At 68.4% G+C, this 19046-nt stretch carries 22 protein-coding genes; 9 read left to right on the top strand and 13 right to left on the bottom strand.

Annotation, left to right across the window (positions count from 1 at the left end; all coding sequences use genetic code 11):
• Positions 1 to 21: 21 nt before the first annotated feature.
• The 5 genes from QM732_RS14110 to QM732_RS14090 are packed head-to-tail and all read left to right on the top strand — an operon-like array spanning position 22 to position 2635.
• A complete protein-coding gene (locus tag QM732_RS14110; protein WP_415656760.1) occupies positions 22 to 375 on the top strand; it encodes an arsenate reductase in 354 nt (117 codons plus the stop codon).
• Positions 375 to 1079, top strand: coding sequence for a riboflavin synthase subunit alpha (locus QM732_RS14105; RefSeq protein WP_415656759.1), 705 nt, complete (start codon positions 375 to 377; stop codon positions 1077 to 1079). The genes QM732_RS14110 and QM732_RS14105 overlap by 1 nt, the downstream gene beginning before the upstream one ends.
• Before the next feature lie 13 nt (positions 1080 to 1092).
• Entirely contained in the window at positions 1093 to 2061 is a 969-nt protein-coding gene (locus tag QM732_RS14100) for a magnesium and cobalt transport protein CorA (RefSeq protein ID WP_415656758.1), read from the top strand.
• 6 nt (positions 2062 to 2067) lie between these two features.
• Positions 2068 to 2292 (top strand): DUF3820 family protein, encoded by a 225-nt coding sequence (locus QM732_RS14095; protein ID WP_415656757.1) that lies wholly within the window; start codon positions 2068 to 2070, stop codon positions 2290 to 2292.
• A 7-nt stretch (positions 2293 to 2299) separates the two neighbouring features.
• Positions 2300 to 2635, top strand: a complete 336-nt coding sequence (locus QM732_RS14090; protein ID WP_415656756.1) for a YnfA family protein — start codon at positions 2300 to 2302, stop codon at positions 2633 to 2635.
• 7 nt (positions 2636 to 2642) lie between these two features.
• On the opposite strand, the gene QM732_RS14085 is transcribed toward QM732_RS14090, so the two are convergent.
• Entirely contained in the window at positions 2643 to 3119 is a 477-nt protein-coding gene (locus QM732_RS14085; protein WP_415656755.1) for a MarR family winged helix-turn-helix transcriptional regulator, read from the bottom strand.
• Between the two features lie 41 nt (positions 3120 to 3160).
• On the opposite strand from QM732_RS14085, the gene QM732_RS14080 reads away from it, so the two are divergent.
• On the top strand, positions 3161 to 3916 hold the full coding sequence (locus QM732_RS14080; protein ID WP_415656754.1) for a siderophore-interacting protein: 756 nt from the start codon (positions 3161 to 3163) through the stop codon (positions 3914 to 3916).
• An 8-nt stretch (positions 3917 to 3924) separates the two neighbouring features.
• Here the strand turns inward: QM732_RS14080 and QM732_RS14075 are convergent, their stop codons facing one another.
• The 4 genes from QM732_RS14075 to QM732_RS14060 form a co-directional block, all read right to left on the bottom strand.
• Positions 3925 to 5091, bottom strand: a complete 1167-nt coding sequence (locus QM732_RS14075; RefSeq protein WP_415656753.1) for a serine hydrolase domain-containing protein — start codon at positions 5089 to 5091, stop codon at positions 3925 to 3927.
• 72 nt (positions 5092 to 5163) lie between these two features.
• Positions 5164 to 6318 (bottom strand): L-lactate dehydrogenase, encoded by a 1155-nt coding sequence (locus QM732_RS14070; protein ID WP_415656752.1) that lies wholly within the window; start codon positions 6316 to 6318, stop codon positions 5164 to 5166.
• A 99-nt stretch (positions 6319 to 6417) separates the two neighbouring features.
• Complete coding sequence (locus tag QM732_RS14065) at positions 6418 to 7317, bottom strand: LysR substrate-binding domain-containing protein (RefSeq protein WP_415656751.1); 900 nt, start codon at positions 7315 to 7317, stop codon at positions 6418 to 6420.
• A complete protein-coding gene (locus QM732_RS14060) occupies positions 7317 to 8090 on the bottom strand; it encodes a tetratricopeptide repeat protein (protein ID WP_415656750.1) in 774 nt (257 codons plus the stop codon). The genes QM732_RS14065 and QM732_RS14060 overlap by 1 nt, the downstream gene beginning before the upstream one ends.
• A 213-nt stretch (positions 8091 to 8303) precedes the next feature.
• On the opposite strand from QM732_RS14060, the gene QM732_RS14055 reads away from it, so the two are divergent.
• Positions 8304 to 8669, top strand: coding sequence for an MmcQ/YjbR family DNA-binding protein (locus QM732_RS14055; RefSeq protein ID WP_415656749.1), 366 nt, complete (start codon positions 8304 to 8306; stop codon positions 8667 to 8669).
• Positions 8670 to 8677: 8 nt separating this feature from the next.
• Here the strand turns inward: QM732_RS14055 and QM732_RS14050 are convergent, their stop codons facing one another.
• From QM732_RS14050 to QM732_RS14030, 5 genes are all read right to left on the bottom strand, one after another.
• Entirely contained in the window at positions 8678 to 8974 is a 297-nt protein-coding gene (locus QM732_RS14050; RefSeq protein WP_415656748.1) for a hypothetical protein, read from the bottom strand.
• A gap of 17 nt (positions 8975 to 8991) precedes the next feature.
• Entirely contained in the window at positions 8992 to 9546 is a 555-nt protein-coding gene (locus QM732_RS14045) for an RNA polymerase sigma factor (protein WP_415656747.1), read from the bottom strand.
• Positions 9543 to 9950, bottom strand: coding sequence for a DUF6249 domain-containing protein (locus tag QM732_RS14040; protein ID WP_415656746.1), 408 nt, complete (start codon positions 9948 to 9950; stop codon positions 9543 to 9545). Before QM732_RS14040 ends, QM732_RS14045 begins: the two co-directional genes overlap by 4 nt.
• Positions 9951 to 10032: 82 nt before the next feature.
• The gene (locus QM732_RS14035) at positions 10033 to 12357 is read right to left on the bottom strand and encodes a helicase C-terminal domain-containing protein (RefSeq protein ID WP_415656745.1); all 2325 of its coding nucleotides are present in this window, start codon (positions 12355 to 12357) and stop codon (positions 10033 to 10035) included.
• Positions 12357 to 13565: a DNA polymerase Y family protein gene (locus QM732_RS14030; RefSeq protein WP_415656744.1), complete on the bottom strand. Its 1209-nt coding sequence runs from the start codon at positions 13563 to 13565 to the stop codon at positions 12357 to 12359. Before QM732_RS14030 ends, QM732_RS14035 begins: the two co-directional genes overlap by 1 nt.
• Positions 13566 to 13656: 91 nt before the next feature.
• Here QM732_RS14030 and QM732_RS14025 point away from each other — a divergent pair, with 91 nt between their 5' ends.
• A complete protein-coding gene (locus QM732_RS14025; RefSeq protein ID WP_415656743.1) occupies positions 13657 to 15039 on the top strand; it encodes a patatin-like phospholipase family protein in 1383 nt (460 codons plus the stop codon).
• Here the strand turns inward: QM732_RS14025 and QM732_RS14020 are convergent, their stop codons facing one another.
• Entirely contained in the window at positions 15040 to 16020 is a 981-nt protein-coding gene (locus tag QM732_RS14020) for an aldo/keto reductase (RefSeq protein WP_415656742.1), read from the bottom strand.
• Positions 16021 to 16129: 109 nt separating this feature from the next.
• Between QM732_RS14020 and QM732_RS14015 the strand changes: the two genes are divergently transcribed.
• Positions 16130 to 16564, top strand: a complete 435-nt coding sequence (locus tag QM732_RS14015; RefSeq protein WP_415656741.1) for a YidB family protein — start codon at positions 16130 to 16132, stop codon at positions 16562 to 16564.
• A gap of 67 nt (positions 16565 to 16631) precedes the next feature.
• Here QM732_RS14015 and QM732_RS14010 read toward each other — a convergent pair whose 3' ends face one another.
• Positions 16632 to 18308: a PhoH family protein gene (locus QM732_RS14010; RefSeq protein WP_415656740.1), complete on the bottom strand. Its 1677-nt coding sequence runs from the start codon at positions 18306 to 18308 to the stop codon at positions 16632 to 16634.
• Positions 18309 to 18474: 166 nt separating this feature from the next.
• Entirely contained in the window at positions 18475 to 18954 is a 480-nt protein-coding gene (locus QM732_RS14005; RefSeq protein ID WP_088483312.1) for a peroxiredoxin, read from the bottom strand.
• Between the last annotated feature and the right edge of the window lie 92 nt (positions 18955 to 19046).

Here is a 19046-nt window from a genome sequence, read left to right as displayed (position 1 = left end):
GCTCATGGTACGGTGGCGGCCATGATCACCGTCTACGGCATCCCCAACTGCGACACCGTCAAGAAGGCCCGCGCCTGGCTGGCCGGCCAGGACCTGGAGGTCGCATTCCACGATTTCAAGAAGCAGGGTGTCCCGGTTGCTGAGCTGCCAGCCTGGCTCAAGGCCCTGGGTCGCGACAAGCTCATCAACCGCACCGGCACTACCTGGCGCAAGCTGGACGACGCGGTCAAGGCGGCCGTGGTGGACGACGCCTCGGCCACCGCGCTGATGCTTGCCGAGCCCAGCGTCATCAAGCGCCCCGTGGTGCGCTGGGCCGATGGCAGCCTGACGGTGGGCTTCTCGGCTGATGCCTTCGCTTCGAAGGGAGGCCGCTGATGTTCACCGGCATCGTCCAGGGCGTGGCCCGCATCGAGTCCATCGAGGCCCGCGAGGGCCTGCATACGTTGCACCTGAAGTTCCCGCAGGGCTTCGACGACGAGCTGGCCATTGGCGCCAGCGTGTCCTGCGACGGTGTTTGCCTGACCGTCACCGAGCGGCCGGCACCCGGCTTTGCCAGCTTCGACGTGATGGCCCAGACCTTGAACCTCACCACGCTGGGGGGGCTGAAGCCGGGTTCTGGCCTGAACGTGGAGCGGGCTGCGCGGGAGGGCGTCGAGATCGGTGGGCATCCGCTATCGGGGCATGTGGACGTGTCGGCGCGCATCGCCGAGGTGCGCCAGCCCGACAACAACCACGTCATCCGTTTCGCGCTGCCCGCGCCTTGGATGCGCTACGTCTTTGCCAAGGGCTACGTTGGCGTCAATGGCTGCAGCCTGACCGTTGCCGAGGCCCAGCGCGAGCGCGACGGTTCGGGCTGGTTCGAGGTCTGGCTCATCCCCGAGACGCTGCGCATGACCACCTTCGGCGACAAGCAGGTGGGCGACGCGGTGCACATCGAGATCGAGCGCAGCACGCAGGTCGTCGTCGACACGGTGCGGGATGCGCTGGATGAGAAGCTGGGCCCGCTGCTGCCGGTGCTGGAGGCCATCGCCCGTGAACGCGGCATCGACCTCGCCCAGCTCGCGCTGCCCAAGTCCTGAGACCGCGGCTGCCATGCTGATCAACAGCGCCGTGTACGAGGATGGCCGCATCGTGGCCGAGCCGGGCCTGGAGGGTGTCTCCGAGGCGCTGGAGCGGCAGAGCGGCTTCGTCTGGATCGCGTTGCGCGATCCCAGCGATGAGGAGCTGGACCAGTTGCAGCGCGAGCTGGACCTGCCGCCACTGGCCGTCGAGGATGCCCGCAAGGGGCACCAGCGTCCCAAGCTCGAGGAGTACGGCGACATGCTGTTCGCCGCCATGCACCTGCTGGAGGCCGGCCCGGACGGACTGGACGTGGGTGAAGTGCATGTCTTCGTCGGCCCGCGCTTCATCGTGTCGGTCCGCCATCGCAGCGTGCAGGGCTTCCTGGGCGTGCGCGGCCGCGCCGAGCGCGAACCCGACCTGCTGCGCCAGGGCCCGGGCTTTGTCTTCTATGCGCTGATGGACGCGGTTGTGGACCGCTACTTCCCGCACATGGATGCCGTCGAGGCCGAACTGGAGGCGCTCGAGGCGACGATGTTCCAGCCCAGGCAGGACCGCCAAGCCGTGGTGCAGCAGCTGTTCAGCCTGAAGCAGCGCCTGGCCGTCCTGCGCCATGCGGTCACGCCGCTGCTGGAGGTGTCGGCCAAGCTGCACGGCGGGCGCGTGCCGGTGGTCTGCAAGGCCATGCAGGACTACTTCCGCGATGTCTACGACCACCTGCTGCGCATCCAGGCCAGCATCGACGCTGCGCGCGAAACCATCATCGCTGCCACTCAGGTGAACCTGACGCTGGTGACCATCGATGAATCCCTGGTCACCAAGCGACTGGCGGCCTGGGCTGCCATCTTCGCGGCCTCTACGGCACTGGCCGGCATCTGGGGCATGAACTTCGAGAAGATGCCGGAGTTGAAGTGGGCCTTCGGCTACCCCATGGCGCTGGGCGCGATCGCACTGGTCAGCGGGGCGCTGTACTGGCGCTTCAAGCGCCTGGGATGGCTCTGAGGGCGCATGAATCCCGAAGACCTGCTCAAACTCGTGTCGACCGAGATGCCCTTCGGCAAGCATCAGGGCGCGCTGATCGCCGACCTGCCAGGCAACTACCTGGCGTGGTTTGCGCGAGAGGGCTTTCCCAAGGGAGAGATCGGCCGGCTGCTGGCGCTGATGTACGAGATCGACCACAACGCGCTGGGTGAGTTGCTGAAGCCGCTGCGCAACCGGCCGCGGCGAGCCTGAGGTTGCCGTGGACCTGATCAGGACTTTCGGCCTCTTCGTGCTGACGGCGCTGGCGGAGATCGTCGGCTGCTATCTGCCCTGGCTATGGTTGCGCCAGGGGGGCTCGGCGTGGCTGCTGCTGCCCGGCGCGGCCAGCTTGGCGTTGTTCGCCTGGTTGCTGTCCTTGCATCCCACGGCTGCCGGCCGGGTCTACGCAGCTTACGGCGGCGTCTACATCGGCGTCGCCATGGTCTGGCTGATGGTGGTGGACAAGGTCAGGCCCACGGTGACGGACTGGCTTGGCGTGGCGATCTGCTTCGTCGGCATGGCCGTCATCATCTGGGGGGCGCGCGGCAGCGCCTGAGCCTGGCTCAGCCGTCCGCGTCGAGGTTGGCGCGCACCCGCGCCAGCAGCTCCAGCAGCTGTTCGCACTCGGTGGCGCTAAGCCCGCGCATTGCCGCCTTTGCGAGCCGGTCGCCTTGGACCCGTACCGCCTCCTGCGCCTTCGCGCTCTCAGGTGACAGGTGCAGGCGCTGCACGCGGCGGTCCGAGGGGTCGACTTCGGCCAGCAACAGGCCACGTTCCTTCAGCCCGGCGATGAGCCGCGCGATCTGCGCCTTGTCGCGGCCACTGCGCGCCACCAGCTCGCTGGGCGTTGCGCCCGGGTGGCGGGCGAAGAAGGCCAGCGCCTTGGCCTCCATGTGCGTGATGGCCGTGGGCCCATCGCGCAGCGCGCGGAACTGCTGGCCACGGAACAGGTGCATCAGCGTGTGGATGGTCTCGAAGACCTCGGCGGCCGTACTGGCATTGCCGGCCTTATTGTTGACAATGTCAACTTTATTACTCATGATGGATGACATTATCAACCATCAACGCCGAGAGCGCCCCCATGAGCATTGACACTGACGTCGAACCCCGGCGCCGCATCCAGCGCGTGCGCTATGAACTTCAACGCCGCGAGCTGCGCGTCGTTCGCGTCGAGCGCCGCGGCGAGCGTTTCGTGGCGGTCACCGTGCAGGGGGACTCGCTGCGTACGTTCGCGTCCGCCTCCTTCGACGACCACGTCAAGCTGATGCTGCCCGATGGCGCCGGCGGCCTGCTGATGCGGGACTACACGCCCCGGGCTTTCGACACCGCGCGGGGCGAGCTGGTGCTGGAGTTCGCGCTGCACGGCGAAGGCCCGTTCACTGAATGGGCCGCCCAGGCGCAGCCGGGCCAGACGCTGACGGTGGCCGGGCCGCGTGGTTCGATGGTCATTCCGATGGACTATGACTGGCACTTGCTGGTGGGCGACGACAGCGCCTGGCCGGCGATCGCGCGCCGCCTGGAGGAGCTGCCTGCCGGCGCCCGGGTGCAGGTACTGCTGTTGATGCCGGATGCGCCGGCATGGCCTGCAGGCACGTCGGCTGCGCCGCGCGTCGCCGCCACGCCCGGGGCGCTGGCACAGGCGCTGCGGGAGCTGGCGCTGCCGTCGGGCGACGGCTTCGTCTGGTGTGCCGGTGAGGCACAGCTGATGGCCTCGCTGCGCGACATCCTGCTGCGCGAGAAGGGGCATCCCAAGGAGGCCATGAAGGTCGCAGCGTACTGGAAGCAGGGTGCCACGGGCTACCACGCCCGGCTTGACGAAGAGGCGCCCGGCCGCTGAGCCCTGACTCAGTCCACGAACGTCAGGCCGCCGTACTCCCAGCGCCACGGCACACCCGTCTCGCCCAGGATGAAGCGCACGAGCGCCGGGAATGCGCGTTCGGCGCGCACGTCGTTGGCGAGGATGACGACGCAGCGCTTCTTCGGTTTGATGCAGACCCAGGTGTTGCCGGTGCTGTCGTTGTGGCCGCCCTTGTAGTACCCCGGTCCCTGCGGGCCGAGGAAGGTGACGACGCCCAGGCCGGCGGCAAGGTCAGTGCGCCGTTCAACCAGTGGCAGTTCGGGCTGGAAGGTCGGAAACTGAGAGGCTGTCGTGATCGGCAGGCCAGGCGTGCTCAGTGCGGTTGCACCCTTGGCGGACAGGCCCTCGCCGTTGATGATGGCCGAGGCCAGCTTTGCCATGTCGGCAATGGTGGTGTCCATGGAGCCTGCTGCGCGCACCCTTCCGCGCGGGTCGTGGGGCTCCACGCTGCCATCGTCCTTCCAGCCATCGGCCAGGTTGGTGGCGAAGTCGGCACGCCACGTCATGCTGGTGCGCAGCATGCCGAATCGATCGAACACACGGCGCTGCATCTCCGCGCCCAGCTCCAGCCCCAGGCCGCGCTCCAGCACGAATTGAAGCAGGATGAGCCCTTCGCCGGAGTAGGCGTAGCGCGTGCCGGGGTCGAAATGCATGTGCAGTTTGCCGTCCGGCTCCAGGAAGGCGAAGTTGGCGAAGCCGCTGCTGTGCGTCAGCAGCATGCGTGCCGTCAGGCGCCGCCAGCGCTCGTCGCCAGCCAGGCCCGACCAGGGGCCGTAGCGTCGGTCGTCGGGGTAGTCGGGCAGCGGCTGGGCAAGGTAGGCCGCGAGCGGCCGGTCCAGGTCCAGCAGGCCCTCCTCCACCAGCTGCAGGACGGTGTAGGCGAAGGCGGCCTTGGTCAGTGACGCGCCGTACATGACCGTGTCCGTGAGCAGGGGCAGGCCGGCTGCGTTGCGCTCGCCGTAGGCCCGCACGTGCACGACCCGGCCAGCGTCGATGACCGCCACGGCCAGCCCGCGAGCCTGCGTGGCGGCCATCAGGCGCGAGGCTTCGGCGTCAAGGGCGGCCGCGGCAGGGATGGCGTGCTGAGCGGCGGCCAGCAATGGCAGGGCGGCAACGGCGAGAACGGCCCTACGTACGGATCGGAGTGCATGCATGGCGCGCAGCCTAGCGGCGTGCCGCCCGCTCGGGCAAGCGGCGGTTTTCGCGGATGCCGACCGTCCGGCGGCTCAGGCCGTCGGGAAGGTGCCCGGCACCAGGATGTCGCGCGTCACGTTGGCGAGTTGCGTGTGGCCGCAGAAGGCCATGGTCACGTCCAGTTCCTTGTGCAGGATGGCCAAGGCCTTGGCCACGCCTTCTTCGCCCATCGCGCCCAGGCCGTAGGCCATCGCGCGACCGATCATGGTGCCCTTGGCACCCAGGGCCCAGGCCTTGAGCACATCCTGGCCTGAACGGATGCCGCCGTCCATCCAGACCTCGATCTGCGAGCCCACCTCGGCCACGATGGCAGGCAGCGCGTGGATGCTGCTGGGGGCTCCGTCCAGCTGCCGCCCGCCGTGATTGCTGACGACGATGGCGTCGGCGCCTGCCTGCACGGCCAGCTTGGCATCCTCCGCATCCATGATGCCCTTCAGGATCAGCTTGCCTCCCCACTGCTCCTTGACCCAGGCGATGTCAGCCCAGGACAGGCGTGGGTCAAACTGCTCGTTGGTCCAGGCCGACAGCGAGCGCATGTCGCTGACCCCCTTCACATGCCCCACCAGGTTGCGAAACGTATGGCGGCGGGTCGCCGCCATGCCCAGGCACCAGCGCGGCTTGGTCGCCAGATTGATGATGTTGCCCAGCGTGGGCCGCGGCGGCGCGGTGAGGCCGTTCTTCAGGTCCTTGTGGCGCTGGCCGATGACCTGCAGGTCCAGCGTCAGCACCAGCGCCGAGCACTTGGCGGCCTTGCAGCGGTCGATCATGCGCGCCATCGCGTCACGGTCGCGCATCATGTAGAGCTGGAACCAGAACGGCGCCGAGGTGTGCTCGGCGATGTCCTCGATGGAACAGATGCTCATCGTCGATAGCGTGAACGGGATGCCGAACTTCTCGGCCGCGCGCGCGGCGTGGATCTCGCCGTCGGCGTGCTGCATGCCGGTCAGGCCCACGGGCGCGATGGCCACGGGCATCTTGGCGTCCTGGCCGATCATCTTCACGGCCGTGCTGCGGCCTTCCATGTTGACCGCCACACGCTGGCGCAGCTTGATGGTCTGGAAGTCGCTCTCGTTGGCGCGGTAGGTCGTCTCCGTCCAGGAGCCGGAGTCGGCATAGTCGTAGAACATGCGCGGCACCCTCTTCTCGGCGAGTTGGCGCAGGTCTTCGATGCAGGTGATGACGGGCATGGCGGTGCGGCAGCGGTTTTGGTCAGGCCGCGATGCTAGGCCCGTGCAGCACCTGCCGCGCCGGAAAAAACCTCGGCCCGGGCGGGAACAGTTTTCCGCCTAGGCCGTTTCCACCGCCCGGCAGTGCTCGTGCAGCCATTCGGCGAACGCCTCGGCCGCCGGGCTGGCGCGGTGGCGCACCAGACCGTAGTGACGCTCGGCGGGCACGGCCAGCGCGAAGGGCTGCACGAGGCGGCCTTCGGCCAGCTCGTGGCGGGCCAGGCTGAGCCGGGCCAGCGCCACGCCCTGTCCGGCCAGCGCGGCGGCCAGCGTCAGCCCCAGGTCCACGAAACGCGGGCCAGCCTCGGGCTCGGGCACATCCGGCAGGCCGGCTGCGCGCAGCCAAGGTGCCCAGGGCTGCAGCGGCGTGCGCAGCAGTGGTAGGGCGAGCAGGTCGGCCGGCGCGCGCAGGGCTGGGTGGCGGGCCAGCAGCGCCGGCGCGGCCAGCGGCGTCAGGCGGTCCCGCAGCAGCACCGCATCTGCGGCGATATCGTCCGGAACCGCGCCGTGCCTGATCTCCAGGTCGGCTCCGGCGTCGCCCTCGTCGAGTAGCGGTACCGACAGCGTCAGCTCCAGCTCGACCTGAGGATGAGACGCCGTGAAGCCGGGCAGGGCGGGCACCAGCAACTGGCGAGCAAAGGTGGGCGTGGACGTGACCCGCAGCAGCTCGCGACGCGGGCCGGCGCGCTGATGCAGCGGCATGGCTTGCAGCAGCGCCAGGGCCTGACGCACCTGCGGCAAGTACTCGTGGCCAGCGGGCGTCAGGCTCAGGCCCTTGGTCGCCTGGCGCAGGAATAGGGCCCGGTCAAGTCGCTCCTCCAGCCCGGCCACCCGCTTGGCCACGGCGCTGGCACTCAGGGCAAGTTCAGCTGCCGCGGCTTCGAAGCTTCCTGCGCGCGCGACGGCGTCGAAGGCCAGCAGCGCATCGAGCGAGGGCAGTCGGATGGGGCGGTCGGACATCAGAAGTTGATCGTCGTCGGGCCGGCATCGCCGGACGCGGGACGCAAGTATTGCCCCAGCGTTCCAGCCATGGCCGCGACGACGCCCGCGGCCAGCCGCCAGGGCTTGAGCCTGGTTTCGGTGACGCCGCGGCGGTCGCGAGGCCGGGGCTGCGCAATTGCCTGCACCAGGGCCAGCTCCTGCTGACGCTCGCGCACCAGGTAGAGCAGCCGGTCCGGGTCGGCGAAGCGCTGGGCCAGCGTGCGCACCGCCTTCAGCTCGCGCCGCTGCACCAGCACGCCCTGCGGGCGCAGTGGGCAGCCCAGTGCGCGGCTGCGCAGGTAGAGGGCCTTGGCGGCGAGGCGGTCCGGCAGGCAGCCGACACCGGCATGCAGGCAGTTGGCGAGATTGAAGGACGCTTCGGCATGCCCCTTGGCTGCTGCCGCCACGTAGGCCCACAGACCGCGTTCCTCGTCGCCGGGGCCGCCACGGGCGGTCAGCAGGGTCCGTCCGAGCTGGAAATGCCCGATGGCGCTGCCACGTGCCGCCGCCAGCTCCAGCAGCGAGCGCGCCTGCACCGGATCGGCCGGCAGGCCCAGCCCTTCGAGCTGGCACAGCCCAAGCATGGCCAGGCCATCGGCGTCGCCGGCATCGGCCGCGGCACGGAACCAGCTGGCGGCACGCGCGTGGTCTGGCGGCGAGGCCTGGAACAGTGCCAGTCCATGCTGTAGCGGGTTGATCGCTGGCATTGCGGCGGGCGGGCTTGGTTCGACGCCCAGGTCTGGGGAGTTCATCCGGCAAGCAGGTCGTGACGGGCGCGAGGCGCCGGGCTCTACGAGTCGTACCGGGAGATTCTCTGGCAGTGCCGCCGTGCAGTCCGCCATGGCCCGCCGAATGGTCGGGATGCCTGCCTCCGGCGTGAAAAAGTTGGCGAATGGCATTCCATGCGGGCCAGCCGTGGCCTGGGCAGAATGGGTTACCCATCTGGCCGCCCGGCCCCCTCCTGCATGAGCTTTGCCGCCCTCGCCGAATCCGCCATGGCATTGCCGGGCGCCACCCAGGACATCAAATGGGGTGCCGACTGGGTCGCCAGCGTTGGTGGCAAGATGTTCTTTGTCGGCGGACCGCATCCAGGGCCCTGGACGCATTGCAGCTTCAAGGTGGATGCGCACCGGTTCCTGGAGCTGACAGGCGTGCCTGGCTTCAAGCCTGCACCCTATGCGGCGAGGTATCAGTGGGTGGCGGTGGAGGACGCCAAGGCTTTGCCGCTGGCGGAGCTGAAGGCGCTGGTGAAGCGTTCGCACGAACTGGTGGCAGCGAAGCTGCCGAAGAGGCGGCGGCAGGATCTGGGTATCGATTCGATGCCGAGCTAGGGCCTGCCTCAGGCTCGGTTCCATCGGCTTGGTACCGACCAGAAGATCAGCAGCCCCAGCAACGTCACTGCTGCCAGCCCATGCGGCAGGTCCAGCGGGCCGCCAGCACCGGCAAGCAGTGTCGCGGCACCGTAGGCCGCCAGGCTGATGGCTGCCCATTGCGACCGCCTGACCCAGCGGGCCCCGCGGTACTGCCGCGGTGCCACCTGTGCTGGCAGCTTGGCCATCACGCGCAGGCTGAATCCGGCATCGTTGGGCTCGCCGCCGCCTTGGAGCTGCTGTCGCAGCGTATCGTCAAAGGACATGTCGTCGTCGCATTCATTCATGGCGTGGGTTCCCATGCACTCAGTTGCGTGCGCAATCTGGCCTTGGCGCGCAGCAGCTGGGTCTTGACCGTGCCCAACGGCCAGCCCAGCACCTGGGCCGCCTCGGCATGGCTGAGGTCGGCGCCATAGCACAGCAGCAGCGCATGGCGCTGGGCTTCGCTCAGCTCGGCCAGCGCCCGGTCGAGGTCGATGCGCCAGTCGGTGCCAGGGGCGAAGTCGTCATGCGCGTCGTGGGCGGGCGCAATGTCGTCCACCGTCGGCAGGGCCGGTCGTTCGGCGGACAGCGCGGAGTAGGCCAGCCGCGTCAGCCAGGTGCGAAAGCGCGCCTCCCCGCGGAACTGGGGCAAGGCGCGCCAGGCACGCACGAAGGCTTCCTGGGCAAGATCGTCGGCGCGGGCCTGGTCGCCGCGGCAGACGCGTCCAAGCAGCTTGCGCAGATAACCCTGGTGGGCCTGTACCAGCGTGGCAAAGGCCGCCCGGTCTCCGGTCGCCGCACGGCCCACCAGTCGGGCCTCCTGCTCGGCTGTCGTGGCGGGGACGCCAGAGGTCACGGCTGCGGCGGCTGCTTGCGCTCGACGGCCCAGTACAGCGCCAGCCCGACGCCGATGAACAGCGGCAGCAGGCCGATGCTCCAGAGCCAGGCGCCCGGCATCATCGTGGAGAACATGCCCATCAGACCCAGGCCCAGGCCGATATTGATGAGGGCGGGTACCAGGATGCGGTTGGGGTTGGCCTGGTCGCGGCGGGCGCGCTGCCAGTCGCTGTCCTGCAGGTCGGCCAGCAGTTCGGGCGGGATGGGCTGGCCGGCCCGGGCCAGCTCGCGGATGGTCTCGTGGCGCTGGCGTTCGCCATGGGCCTTGCCCATGTAGTGGGCGACGATGGCGACGATGGGAATCAGCAGGGCAAGGATGGGGATCAGTAGCGGGCTGATGACCTCGATGTGGTCGAAGAACATGGGCGACTCCGGGAAAACGGTGAATGGTGATTCCTTGGAGCGTGCGGCGGGGGCGTTTGGATTCAGTCTGGCAGAAAATGTCTCACCGGATCTGCCACCAGGCGGGCAGCAGCGCCCGCACTTCTGGGCGGCGGTAGCGCTGATCCAGCAGCCAGACCCAGCCCCGGTCATCCACCGAGCGCAGTACGCGACCTGCCGCTTGTACGACCTTTTGCAGGCCGGGAACGAGGTCGGCGTAGCCGTGGTCGGCACCGAACATCGTGTCCAGCCGTTCGCGCACGCGCTCCTGCAGTGGTGACACCGGCGGCAGGCCCAGCGTGGCGATGAAGGCGCCGATGAGGCGGGTGCCGGGCAGGTCCACACCCTCGGCGAAGGCACCGCCCAGCACGGCGAAACCAATGCCGCGGCCGCCTTCCACGAAGCGGTCGAGGAAGGCGCGCCGCGCGGCATCGCCCATGGCCCGGGCCTGGCTCCATTGCGGCACCTCGGGGTGGCGCAGGGCCAACCGCTGTGAGGCCTGCTGCAGGTAGTCGAAGCTGCTGAAGAAGGCGAGGTAGTTGCCGGGGTGTTCGGCGAACTGTGTGGCGAGCAAGTCCACCAGCGTGTTCAGCGAGGCCTGGCGGTGGTCGAAGCGGGTGGAAAGGCCAGCCACGCGCACATTGAGGTGCTCGGGGGGGAAGGGCGCGGGCACGTCGATCCATGCGGTGTCGTCGGGCAGGCCCAGCAGGTCGCGAGGGTAGTCGGGCGGGCCAAGCGTTGCCGAGAACAGCGTGACGCTGTGACAGCCCTCGAAGCGCTCCTTCAAGAAGGCGCCAGGGACGATGTTGCGGATGGACAGCAGCACGTCGCGGCTGTCATCCTCCAGCAGGGAGAGATTGACCGGTGCATCCGGTGGCGAGAGCTGGCGTTCGATGGCGCCGCGCTGCAGGTCGCACAGCGAATGCGTGTCGAAGCGGTCCAGCAGCCGCTGCAGCCCAAGCACCTCGAAATAGAACTGCAGCATGGGGCCGACGTCGAGCGGATGGTTCTGCACATGCTCGCCAAGGGTGGCGTTGACGCGCTGCAGAGCCTCGGCGAGGTCGTCGGGCACCTCGGCCAGGGCCTCGTAGTCGCCTGCCTGGGCATGGCCCAGGTCGCCGAGTTCGGCGGCGAGACGGCGCAGCGGCGCGCGCAGGCCCGTCGGCGCGGCGGCAAGAGCCTCGCGCACGCGTGAAAGGCTGAGTTGGGCGCTGTACATGTCGCGCGTGCGGTCGACGAGGTTGTGTGCCTCATCGACCAGCAGGGCCAGTTTCCATCCCTGGGACTGGGCCAGGCCGTAGAGCTGGCCATGGGGGTCGAAGGCGTGGTGCACGTCGCCGACGACGATGTCGGCCCAGCGCAGCAGCTCCTGGCCGAGGTAGTAGGGACAGATGTCGTGCCTCAACGCGATGCGGCGCTGGGTGGCAGGGTCCAGCCAGGTGGCGCTGACCGCTTCCTGTCTTGCCGCGGCAAGGCGGTCGTAGAAGCCGCTGGCCAGTGGACAGGCGGCGCCATGGCAGGCTTTGTCGGGGTGTTCGCAGGACTGTTCCTTGGCCACGAGCGTCAGTACGCGCAGGGGCAGGCCGGGGCTGGCGTCGCGTACGGTCTGCAGCGCGTCCAGCGCGGTCAGGCGCGCGGTCCCCTTGCAGGTCATGTAGCCGATCTTGTCCAGCCCCTGGGCCGGCATGGCACGCAGCAGCGGGTAGAGGGTGCCTAGCGTCTTGCCGATGCCGGTTGGCGCCTGGGCCAGCAGGCAGCGCCCGTTGGCGGCGGCGCGATAGACGGCCCGTGCCAGCAGGCGCTGACCCGGCCGCAGCTCGCCCATCGGGAAGGGCAACTGGCTCAGCGCCGCATCGCGCGCGGCGCGGTGGGCCGCCTCCTGCTCGGCCCAGGCCTCGAACTGCGCGCAGCGGGCCTCGAAGCCGGCCCGCAGCGTGGCTGCCGTCAGCGTCCGGCGCAGCACCGTCTCGTGCTGGGTGTCGGCGTCCACATAGACCAGGGCCAGTTCCAGCGCGGCCAGGCCACGGTCGGCAGCGATCAGGGCGCCATAGGTTTCCAGCTGGGCCCAGTGCAGCGCATGGCGGTTCTCGGGGATGAGCTCGACCGGGCCGCGGATGGTCTTGATCTCTTCCAGCCGGTTCACGTCTGCTTCATAGCCATCGGCGCGACCACGCACTCGCAGCTGACCGTGCCGGCCTTCCAGCGGCAGCTCGGTTTCGTAGCCGGGCGAGCGACGTGCCAGCACGGCCAACTGGCCAGCCTGGCCCTCCAGCGCCGTGGCCGAAGGGGTGAAGCGCCGGTCCAGGTCACCATGCTTGGCGGTGAACTCGCAGAGGCTGCGGACCGAGACGGTGTAGGTCCAGGTCGGGGGGGAGGCGGGCGAACACATCAGAAGAGCGAGAGATTCTCTCGCTCGGGGGTCTTGGCCTTCTCGACGGCCGGCACCGGCGGGGGCACCTCGCTGGCGTGCACGAGGTTGCCGATGCGCACGCCCATCAGCCGCAGCCGCTTGTCGAACTTGACGCGCTTGAGGCACAGGCCCACGGCGTGACGGATGTCAGAGGCCCCGGTGATGGGGGTTTTCAGCGTCTGGTCGCGCGTCACGGTGACGAAGCCCTCGAAGCGCAGCTTGATGCCCACCGTCTTGCCTGCGTAGCGTTTGCGGGCGAGGTCGCGGGCCAGGCTTTCGCACAGCTCGTCCATGATGCCGCCCAGTAGCGCCTTGTCATGCACGGCGTGCAGATCGCGCTCGAAGGTGGTCTCGCGGCTGATGGAGACTGGCTCGCTGTGCGTCACGACGGCGCGGTTGTCGCGTCCGTGCGAGGCCGCGTGCAGCCAGCTGCCATAGGTCTCGCCGAACTGTTCCACCAGCCATTCGGGCGCGGCAGCAGCGATGTCGCCCACGGTCTCCAGCCCCAGCTTGATGAGCTTCTCGCCGGCCTTGGGGCCGATGCCATTGATCTTGCGCACTGCCAGTGGCCAGATCTGCCGCGGGATGTCGTCCAGTGTCAGCACGGTGATGCCGTCGGGCTTGTCTAGTTCGCTGGCGATCTTGCTGAGCAGCTTGTTGGGCGTAATGCCGATGGAGCAGGTCAGGCCGGTCGCGCGGCCTACCGAGTTCTTGATCTCGCGCGCCACCGCCTTTACGCCGCCCAACGGATCGTGGCCCACGGCGTCACGCACTCCGGGCACGTCGGTGAGGTCGATGTAGATCTCGTCGATGCCGCGGTCCTCGATGACGGGGGCCACCTCGGCCACCGCCGCCTTGAACAGGCGCGAGTACCTCCGGTAGGACTCGAAGTCAGCCGGGAGCAGGATGGCGTCGGGCGCGCGCAGCGCGGCCTTCATGAGTCCCATGGCCGAAAACACGCCCAGATCCCGGGCGGCATAGGTGCTCGTGGTGACGACGCCGCGGCCGGTGTAGTCGCGCAGCCTCGAGTATCGCCAGGAGCCGTCCTCCAGCTGCTGCGGCGCATCCGCCCGCCGCCCGCCGATGACGACCGCCTCGCCCCGCAGTTGCGGATAGCGCAGCAACTCGACGGACGCATAAAAGGCGTCCATGTCGAGGTGGGCGATCCAGCGGGGCGGCTGCTGCATGGCCGGATTGTCCGGCGGCTGCCTGCCAGGGGCTGGCAGCATCGGCAGAATGCGCGGGTCCGCCCCGTCCGTCACGTCCGAGAAACGCCCGATGCGTGCCCTGCTGCTGTTTTGCACCTGCCTGCTGCTGACCGCCTGTGCCGGTGCGCCCATGAATCCGCCGCGCAACAAGCCGGCAGCCCAGCAGGTGCCGCAGCACGACCCCAAGGCGATGGGCAAGGACACCCTCGTCGCACTGAGCTTTTCGGGTGGCGGCCTGCGGGCCTCGGCCTTCGCCTACGGGGTTCTGGAGGGGCTGCGCGAGCAGGCATCCACGCCGGGACACAACCTGCTCGACGACGTCAGCTTCATCACCAGCGTGTCGGGCGGGTCGTTGACCTCGGCCTATTTCGGCCTGCACGGCGCCGAGGGTCTGCGCGAGTTTCGCGAGAAAGTGCTGCTGCGTGACGGCGAGGCGGGTCTGCGATTCAACCTGCTCAACCCCAACAACCTGCGCCGCCTGTTCGCCGGCGGGCTGAACGACCGCAGCGACTTCAACGACTGGCTGGAGAAGGACGTCTTCAAGGGGGCCACCTTCGCTGACATGTTCAGGCGTTCGCGGCCCGTGGTGTGGATCAGCGCCAGCAATGTGCAGTACCGGCTGGCCTTTCCTTTCCACGAGCGCACGTTCGACGCGCTGTGCAGCGACCTCGCGAGCTATCCCGTCTCCGAGGCTGTCGCCGCTTCCATGGCCGTGCCGCTGTTCTTCGCGCCGGTGGTGGTGGAGCGCTTTCCAGAGGCCTGCCAGGTTCAGTTGCCACCCGGACTGGCCGTGCGACGGGACGAGCGCGACGATCAGTACCGCCTGCGCCTGGCGCTTGCCCGGCTGTTCCGCGACAACGCCGATCCCAGGGCGGGCCGCTATTTGAAACTGGTCGATGGCGGACTGACGGACAACCTGGGCCTGGTGGCCATCCTGCAAAGCCGCGTGCTGCTGAACACGCCCTACGGTCCGATCCCCGAGCAGGACGCCACCACGATGCGCCGCCTGCTCTTCATCGTCGTCGACGCTGGCCAGGGGCCTAGCGCGGACTGGGCCCGCGAGGTGGCGGGGCCCTCGGGAGTGGAGATCGCGTCCGGCGCCGTCGACACGGCCATCGAGAGCACCATGCGCATGAGCTACTCGAGCTTCGTGCCTATGGTGCGCAACTGGGAGCGCGACCTGGTGACCTACCGTTGCAGCCTCAGCGACGAACGCAAGGCCGCGCTGCGAGCTGCCAATCCCGACTGGCAGTGCGAGGACATCAAGTTCAGCGTCACCCAGATCAGCTTCGCCGACCTGCCAGAGGCTGAGGAGCAGGCGCTCAACCTGATCCCGACGCGGCTCAAGCTGCCGGCCGAACAGATCGACCGGCTCATCGCAGCGGGCCGCCGGGCCGTGGCCGCCGACGGAGCGGTAAGGCGCTTCTCCACGGCCGTGCAGCGCGGCGAGTGATCACCAGAGCTCGTGCACCTGCGGCGCGATGCGGCACCGGTAGAGGTCAGCCAGGGCCAGCATCAGTGACGGGGGCAGGGCGGCGAGGTCCGCGGCGCTGACGTTCTCGTCCACCTGGGTCGGTGTGCGGCCGCCGGGTATGGCGGCCGTGACGGCTTCGGACATCAGGATCCAGCGCAGCGCCAGCCGGGCCATGCTCACGCCCGGTGGCAGCAGGCTGCGCAGTTCCTCGACGGCGGCCAGGCCTTGCTCGTAGTCCACGCCTGAAAAGGTCTCGCCCTTGTCGAAGGCCTGACCCTGGCGGTTGAAGCCGCGGTGGTCGTCGGCGTCGAAGCGGCTGTCGCGCGCGAACTTGCCGCTGAGCATGCCACTGGACAGTGGCAGCCGTGCCAGCACCCCGACCTGGGCGGCCTGCGCGGCGGGCAGGAAGGCTTCGGCGGGTCGCTGGCGGAACAGGTTGAAGATGATCTGCACCGACTGCACACCGGGGAACTTCAGAGCCGCCATGGCCTCGTCGATGCGCTCGACGCTGACGCCATAGTGGCGTAGCTTGCCCTCGCGCACCAGCTCGTCCAGCGCGCTGAAGACCTCGGGCATGGCATAGACGGCGCTGGGTGGGCAGTGCAACTGCAGCAGATCCAGCGCCTCGACTTCCAGGTTCTTCAGGCTGCGCTCGATGAAGGGCCGCAGGTCGCGGTAGCCATCCGCCACATGCGGGTCCAGGCGCCGGCCGGCCTTGGTGGCGATGTGGAAGGCGTCGCCCGGCCGCTCGCGCCTCAGCCGGGCCAGCAGGCGCTCGCTGTGCCCGTCACCGTAGACGTCGGCCGTGTCGAAGAAATTCACGCCGCGGTCGAGCGCGCGATGCAGGGCTGCCATCGCAGTGACATCGTCGGTGCGGCCCCAGGTGCCGCCAATGGCCCAGGCGCCGAAGGCGATGGCAGAGATGTTCCAGCCGGTGCGGCCGAGGGAGCGATAGATCATGGCGATACGAGGGGAAGTGGCATGGATATTGTGGTTGATAGCGCTCCCATGCTGGCGTGCGCTGCCTTTTTCCCTAGACTGCCATCAGGTCATTTCACTGGAGATCGCAATGGGACTTCTGGATCAAGTGCTCGGTGCCGCCACACAAGCCCTGGGCGGCGCAGGCCAGCAGGGCGGCCAGCCCAACTGGCCGGCGTTGATTGCCGGCCTGCTTGCCAACGGTTCGGCCCAGGGCGGCCTGGCCGGGCTGCTGCAGCAGTTGCAGGCCGGCGGACTGGGCGAGCAGGTGCAGAGCTGGATTTCGACCGGCGCCAACCTGCCGGTCTCTGGCGGTCAGCTTGGCAACGCATTGGGTGGCGCGGGCGGTTTGCTGGGCCAGTTGGCGCAGCAGGCAGGCGTATCGCACGCCGAGGCGGGGGAACAGCTCAGCCAGTTGCTGCCGCAGATCGTCGATCGGCTGACGCCGCAGGGCCAGTTGCCGCAAGGCGGTGCCGGCGGCCTGGGCGACATCGCCGGCATGCTGGGCGGCCTGCTGAACCGCTGAGCCATGAAAGCGGCCCCGGTGAAGGGGCCGCTCGGGTTCACGCCCAGCCGCCAGGCAGGCAGCTGGCTCAGAGCACTTCGGACGCGAAGTCGGCCAGGCGCGACCGTTCGCCGCGTGCCAGAGTCACATGGCCGCTGTGGGCCCAGCCCTTGAAACGGTCCACCGCAAACGTCAGGCCCGAGCTGCCCTCGGTGAGGTAGGGCGTGTCGATCTGCGCCAGGTTACCCAGGCAGACGATCTTCGTGCCGGGGCCGGCACGCGTGATCAGCGTCTTCATCTGCTTGGGCGTCAGGTTCTGAGCCTCGTCAATGATGACGAACTTGTTCAGGAAGGTGCGCCCGCGCATGAAGTTCAGGCTCTTGATCTTGATCTTGCTGCGCACCAGGTCGTTGGTGGCCGCGCGGCCCCATTCGCCAGCGGTGGAGTCACCCTTGGCCAGCACCTCGAGGTTGTCGTCCAGCGCGCCCATCCAGGGCCCCATCTTTTCCTCCTCGGTGCCAGGCAGGAAGCCGATGTCCTCGCCGACGGGCACGGTCACGCGGGTCACGATGATCTCGCTGTAGCGACGCTCATCCAGCACCTGGGACAGGCCGGCAGCCAGCGTCATCAGCGTCTTGCCGGTGCCGGCCGTGCCGGTCAGCGTGACGAAGTCGCACTCCGGGTCCATCAGAAGGTTGAGCGCGAAGTTCTGCTCGCGATTGCGCGCAGCCACGCCCCAGACGGAATGCTTCTGATGGCCGTAGTCCTTCAGCGTCTTGAGCACGGCCGTCTTGCCGGTGATCTCGGTGACCTTGGCGTACAGCGGCGTCGCCCCGGGCGCTTCCAGGTAGACCAGCTCGTTGACCAGTAGCGTGGGCACCAGCGGCCCGCTGATGCGGTAGAAGGTGGTGCCGCCCTGTTGCCAGCTTTCCATGGTCTTCCCATGGCGCTCCCAGAAGTCCGAGGGCAGGGCCTGGACGCCGGTGTAGAGCAGGTCGGAGTCTTCCAGCGTCTTGTCGTTGCGGTAGTCCTCCGCCGGCAGGCCCAGCGCACGGGCCTTGATGCGCATGTTGATGTCCTTGGACACCAGCACGACCTCGCGGCCCGGGTGCAGGCCCTTCAGTGCCTGGACGACGCCGAGGATCTGGTTGTCCGCCTTGCCCTGGGGCAGGCCTTGCGGCAGCGGCGTGTCGATGAGCCCGGTCTGGAAGAAGAGCTTGCCCTCGGCTTCCCGGTGGCCGGTGGCGGCCAGTGGCAGGCCCTTGGACATCTCTTCGACGCTGCTGCTTTGCAGGCTGGCCGCGAGCTGGTCCAGCTCGCGGCTGACCTGGCGCACGTTGCGTGCAACCTCGGTCATGCCCTTCTTGTGCCCGTCCAGCTCTTCCAGCGTGATCATGGGCAGGAAGACGTCGTGCTCCTCGAAACGGAACAGCGACATCGGGTCGTGCATCAGCACGTTGGTGTCCAGCACGAAGAGCTTGGCAGCCTCGGTCGGCTTGCGCGTGCGCCTGGCTTTGGGCGCAGCCGACTTGGCCGGCGCCTTGCTTGCGGCCTTAGTGGGGAGGGCCGGCCTGGCGACTGGTTTCGAACTTGGGCTGGAGGCAGGGGTGGGGAGGCGCAGCACTTCGGCTGTCGGGGCCGCGACCGGGGCGGTAGGTGCGACGACCGGCGGTGTCGCGCGAGGTTTGCTGGGGGTCAGAGTGGCCGAGTAAGCAGTGGCATCGAGGCGGCTGGCGCGTTGTGCAGGAGGCTTAGGCAGTGGCATGTACGGCGTATCGACGGGAAGTGAACCCCATGCGAACCAGGCGCCAGAAAGCAAAAAGCCGCACAGGATGAGTGCGGCTTTGCAGTCTGAGACAAGATTTCGACCCGGGGCATGGGCTGATTATGCACATGCCGCGGGGCTCCACGATGTCAACACACAACGCGTTTCAGGCGGCTTCCTTCTTCAGGCCCTTGACGGCCTTGAGGACCTCGTCGACATGGCCGGCGACCTTGATGCCGCGCCATTCGCCCACCAGGATGCCAGTCGGGCTGATCAGGAAGGTGGAGCGTTCGATGCCCTTGACCTTCTTGCCATACATGATCTTGTTCTTGACGACGCCGAACATGTGGCAGAGCTTCTCTTCCGTGTCGGCGATCAGCTCGAAGGGCAGCTCCAGGGCTTGCTTGAACTTCTCGTGCGAGGCCATGTTGTCGCGCGAGACACCGAGCACCACCGCGCCGGCTTTCACGAAGTCCTTGTGGCGATCGCGGAATTGCATCGCCTCGGTGGTACAACCGGGCGTGTTGTCTTTCGGGTAGAAATACAGCACGACCGACTTGCCCAGGAAGGCGTTGGCAGTGAACTTCACGCCGCCGGTGGCTTGAGCCTCAATTTCCGGCAGGGGTTTGTTGAGCGCAGGCGTCATTGGGGGGTGCGGCAAGTTGGGCCCGCGGGGTCCCCGGTTCGTGATCGCTCTGTGAAGCCTTTCACGGAAGCAATCTACGCGGGCGCCCGCAA

The sequence above is a fragment of the Roseateles sp. genome (assembly GCF_047654805.1).
Lineage (GTDB): Bacteria > Pseudomonadota > Gammaproteobacteria > Burkholderiales > Burkholderiaceae_C > Pelomonas.
This window is presented reverse-complemented; position numbering and strand designations above follow the sequence as displayed.

Bases quoted from the DNA above. Each gene is read 5' to 3' on its own strand.
- QM732_RS14095 (WP_415656757.1), top strand. From the start codon at position 2,068: ATGAATCCCGAAGACCTGCTCAAACTCGTGTCGACCGAGATGCCCTTC.
- QM732_RS14085 (WP_415656755.1), bottom strand. From the start codon at position 3,119: ATGAGTAATAAAGTTGACATTGTCAACAATAAGGCCGGCAATGCCAGT.
- QM732_RS14020 (WP_415656742.1), bottom strand. From the start codon at position 16,020: ATGATCTATCGCTCCCTCGGCCGCACCGGCTGGAACATCTCTGCCATC.
- QM732_RS14075 (WP_415656753.1), bottom strand. From the start codon at position 5,091: ATGCATGCACTCCGATCCGTACGTAGGGCCGTTCTCGCCGTTGCCGCC.
- QM732_RS14110 (WP_415656760.1), top strand. From the start codon at position 22: ATGATCACCGTCTACGGCATCCCCAACTGCGACACCGTCAAGAAGGCC.
- QM732_RS14015 (WP_415656741.1), top strand. From the start codon at position 16,130: ATGGGACTTCTGGATCAAGTGCTCGGTGCCGCCACACAAGCCCTGGGC.
- QM732_RS14050 (WP_415656748.1), bottom strand. From the start codon at position 8,974: ATGTCCTTTGACGATACGCTGCGACAGCAGCTCCAAGGCGGCGGCGAG.
- QM732_RS14070 (WP_415656752.1), bottom strand. From the start codon at position 6,318: ATGCCCGTCATCACCTGCATCGAAGACCTGCGCCAACTCGCCGAGAAG.
- QM732_RS14035 (WP_415656745.1), bottom strand. From the start codon at position 12,357: ATGTGTTCGCCCGCCTCCCCCCCGACCTGGACCTACACCGTCTCGGTC.
- QM732_RS14080 (WP_415656754.1), top strand. From the start codon at position 3,161: ATGAGCATTGACACTGACGTCGAACCCCGGCGCCGCATCCAGCGCGTG.
- QM732_RS14060 (WP_415656750.1), bottom strand. From the start codon at position 8,090: ATGAACTCCCCAGACCTGGGCGTCGAACCAAGCCCGCCCGCCGCAATG.
- QM732_RS14005 (WP_088483312.1), bottom strand. From the start codon at position 18,954: ATGACGCCTGCGCTCAACAAACCCCTGCCGGAAATTGAGGCTCAAGCC.
- QM732_RS14055 (WP_415656749.1), top strand. From the start codon at position 8,304: ATGAGCTTTGCCGCCCTCGCCGAATCCGCCATGGCATTGCCGGGCGCC.
- QM732_RS14010 (WP_415656740.1), bottom strand. From the start codon at position 18,308: ATGCCACTGCCTAAGCCTCCTGCACAACGCGCCAGCCGCCTCGATGCC.
- QM732_RS14025 (WP_415656743.1), top strand. From the start codon at position 13,657: ATGCGTGCCCTGCTGCTGTTTTGCACCTGCCTGCTGCTGACCGCCTGT.
- QM732_RS14065 (WP_415656751.1), bottom strand. From the start codon at position 7,317: ATGTCCGACCGCCCCATCCGACTGCCCTCGCTCGATGCGCTGCTGGCC.
- QM732_RS14100 (WP_415656758.1), top strand. From the start codon at position 1,093: ATGCTGATCAACAGCGCCGTGTACGAGGATGGCCGCATCGTGGCCGAG.
- QM732_RS14030 (WP_415656744.1), bottom strand. From the start codon at position 13,565: ATGCAGCAGCCGCCCCGCTGGATCGCCCACCTCGACATGGACGCCTTT.
- QM732_RS14040 (WP_415656746.1), bottom strand. From the start codon at position 9,950: ATGTTCTTCGACCACATCGAGGTCATCAGCCCGCTACTGATCCCCATC.
- QM732_RS14105 (WP_415656759.1), top strand. From the start codon at position 375: ATGTTCACCGGCATCGTCCAGGGCGTGGCCCGCATCGAGTCCATCGAG.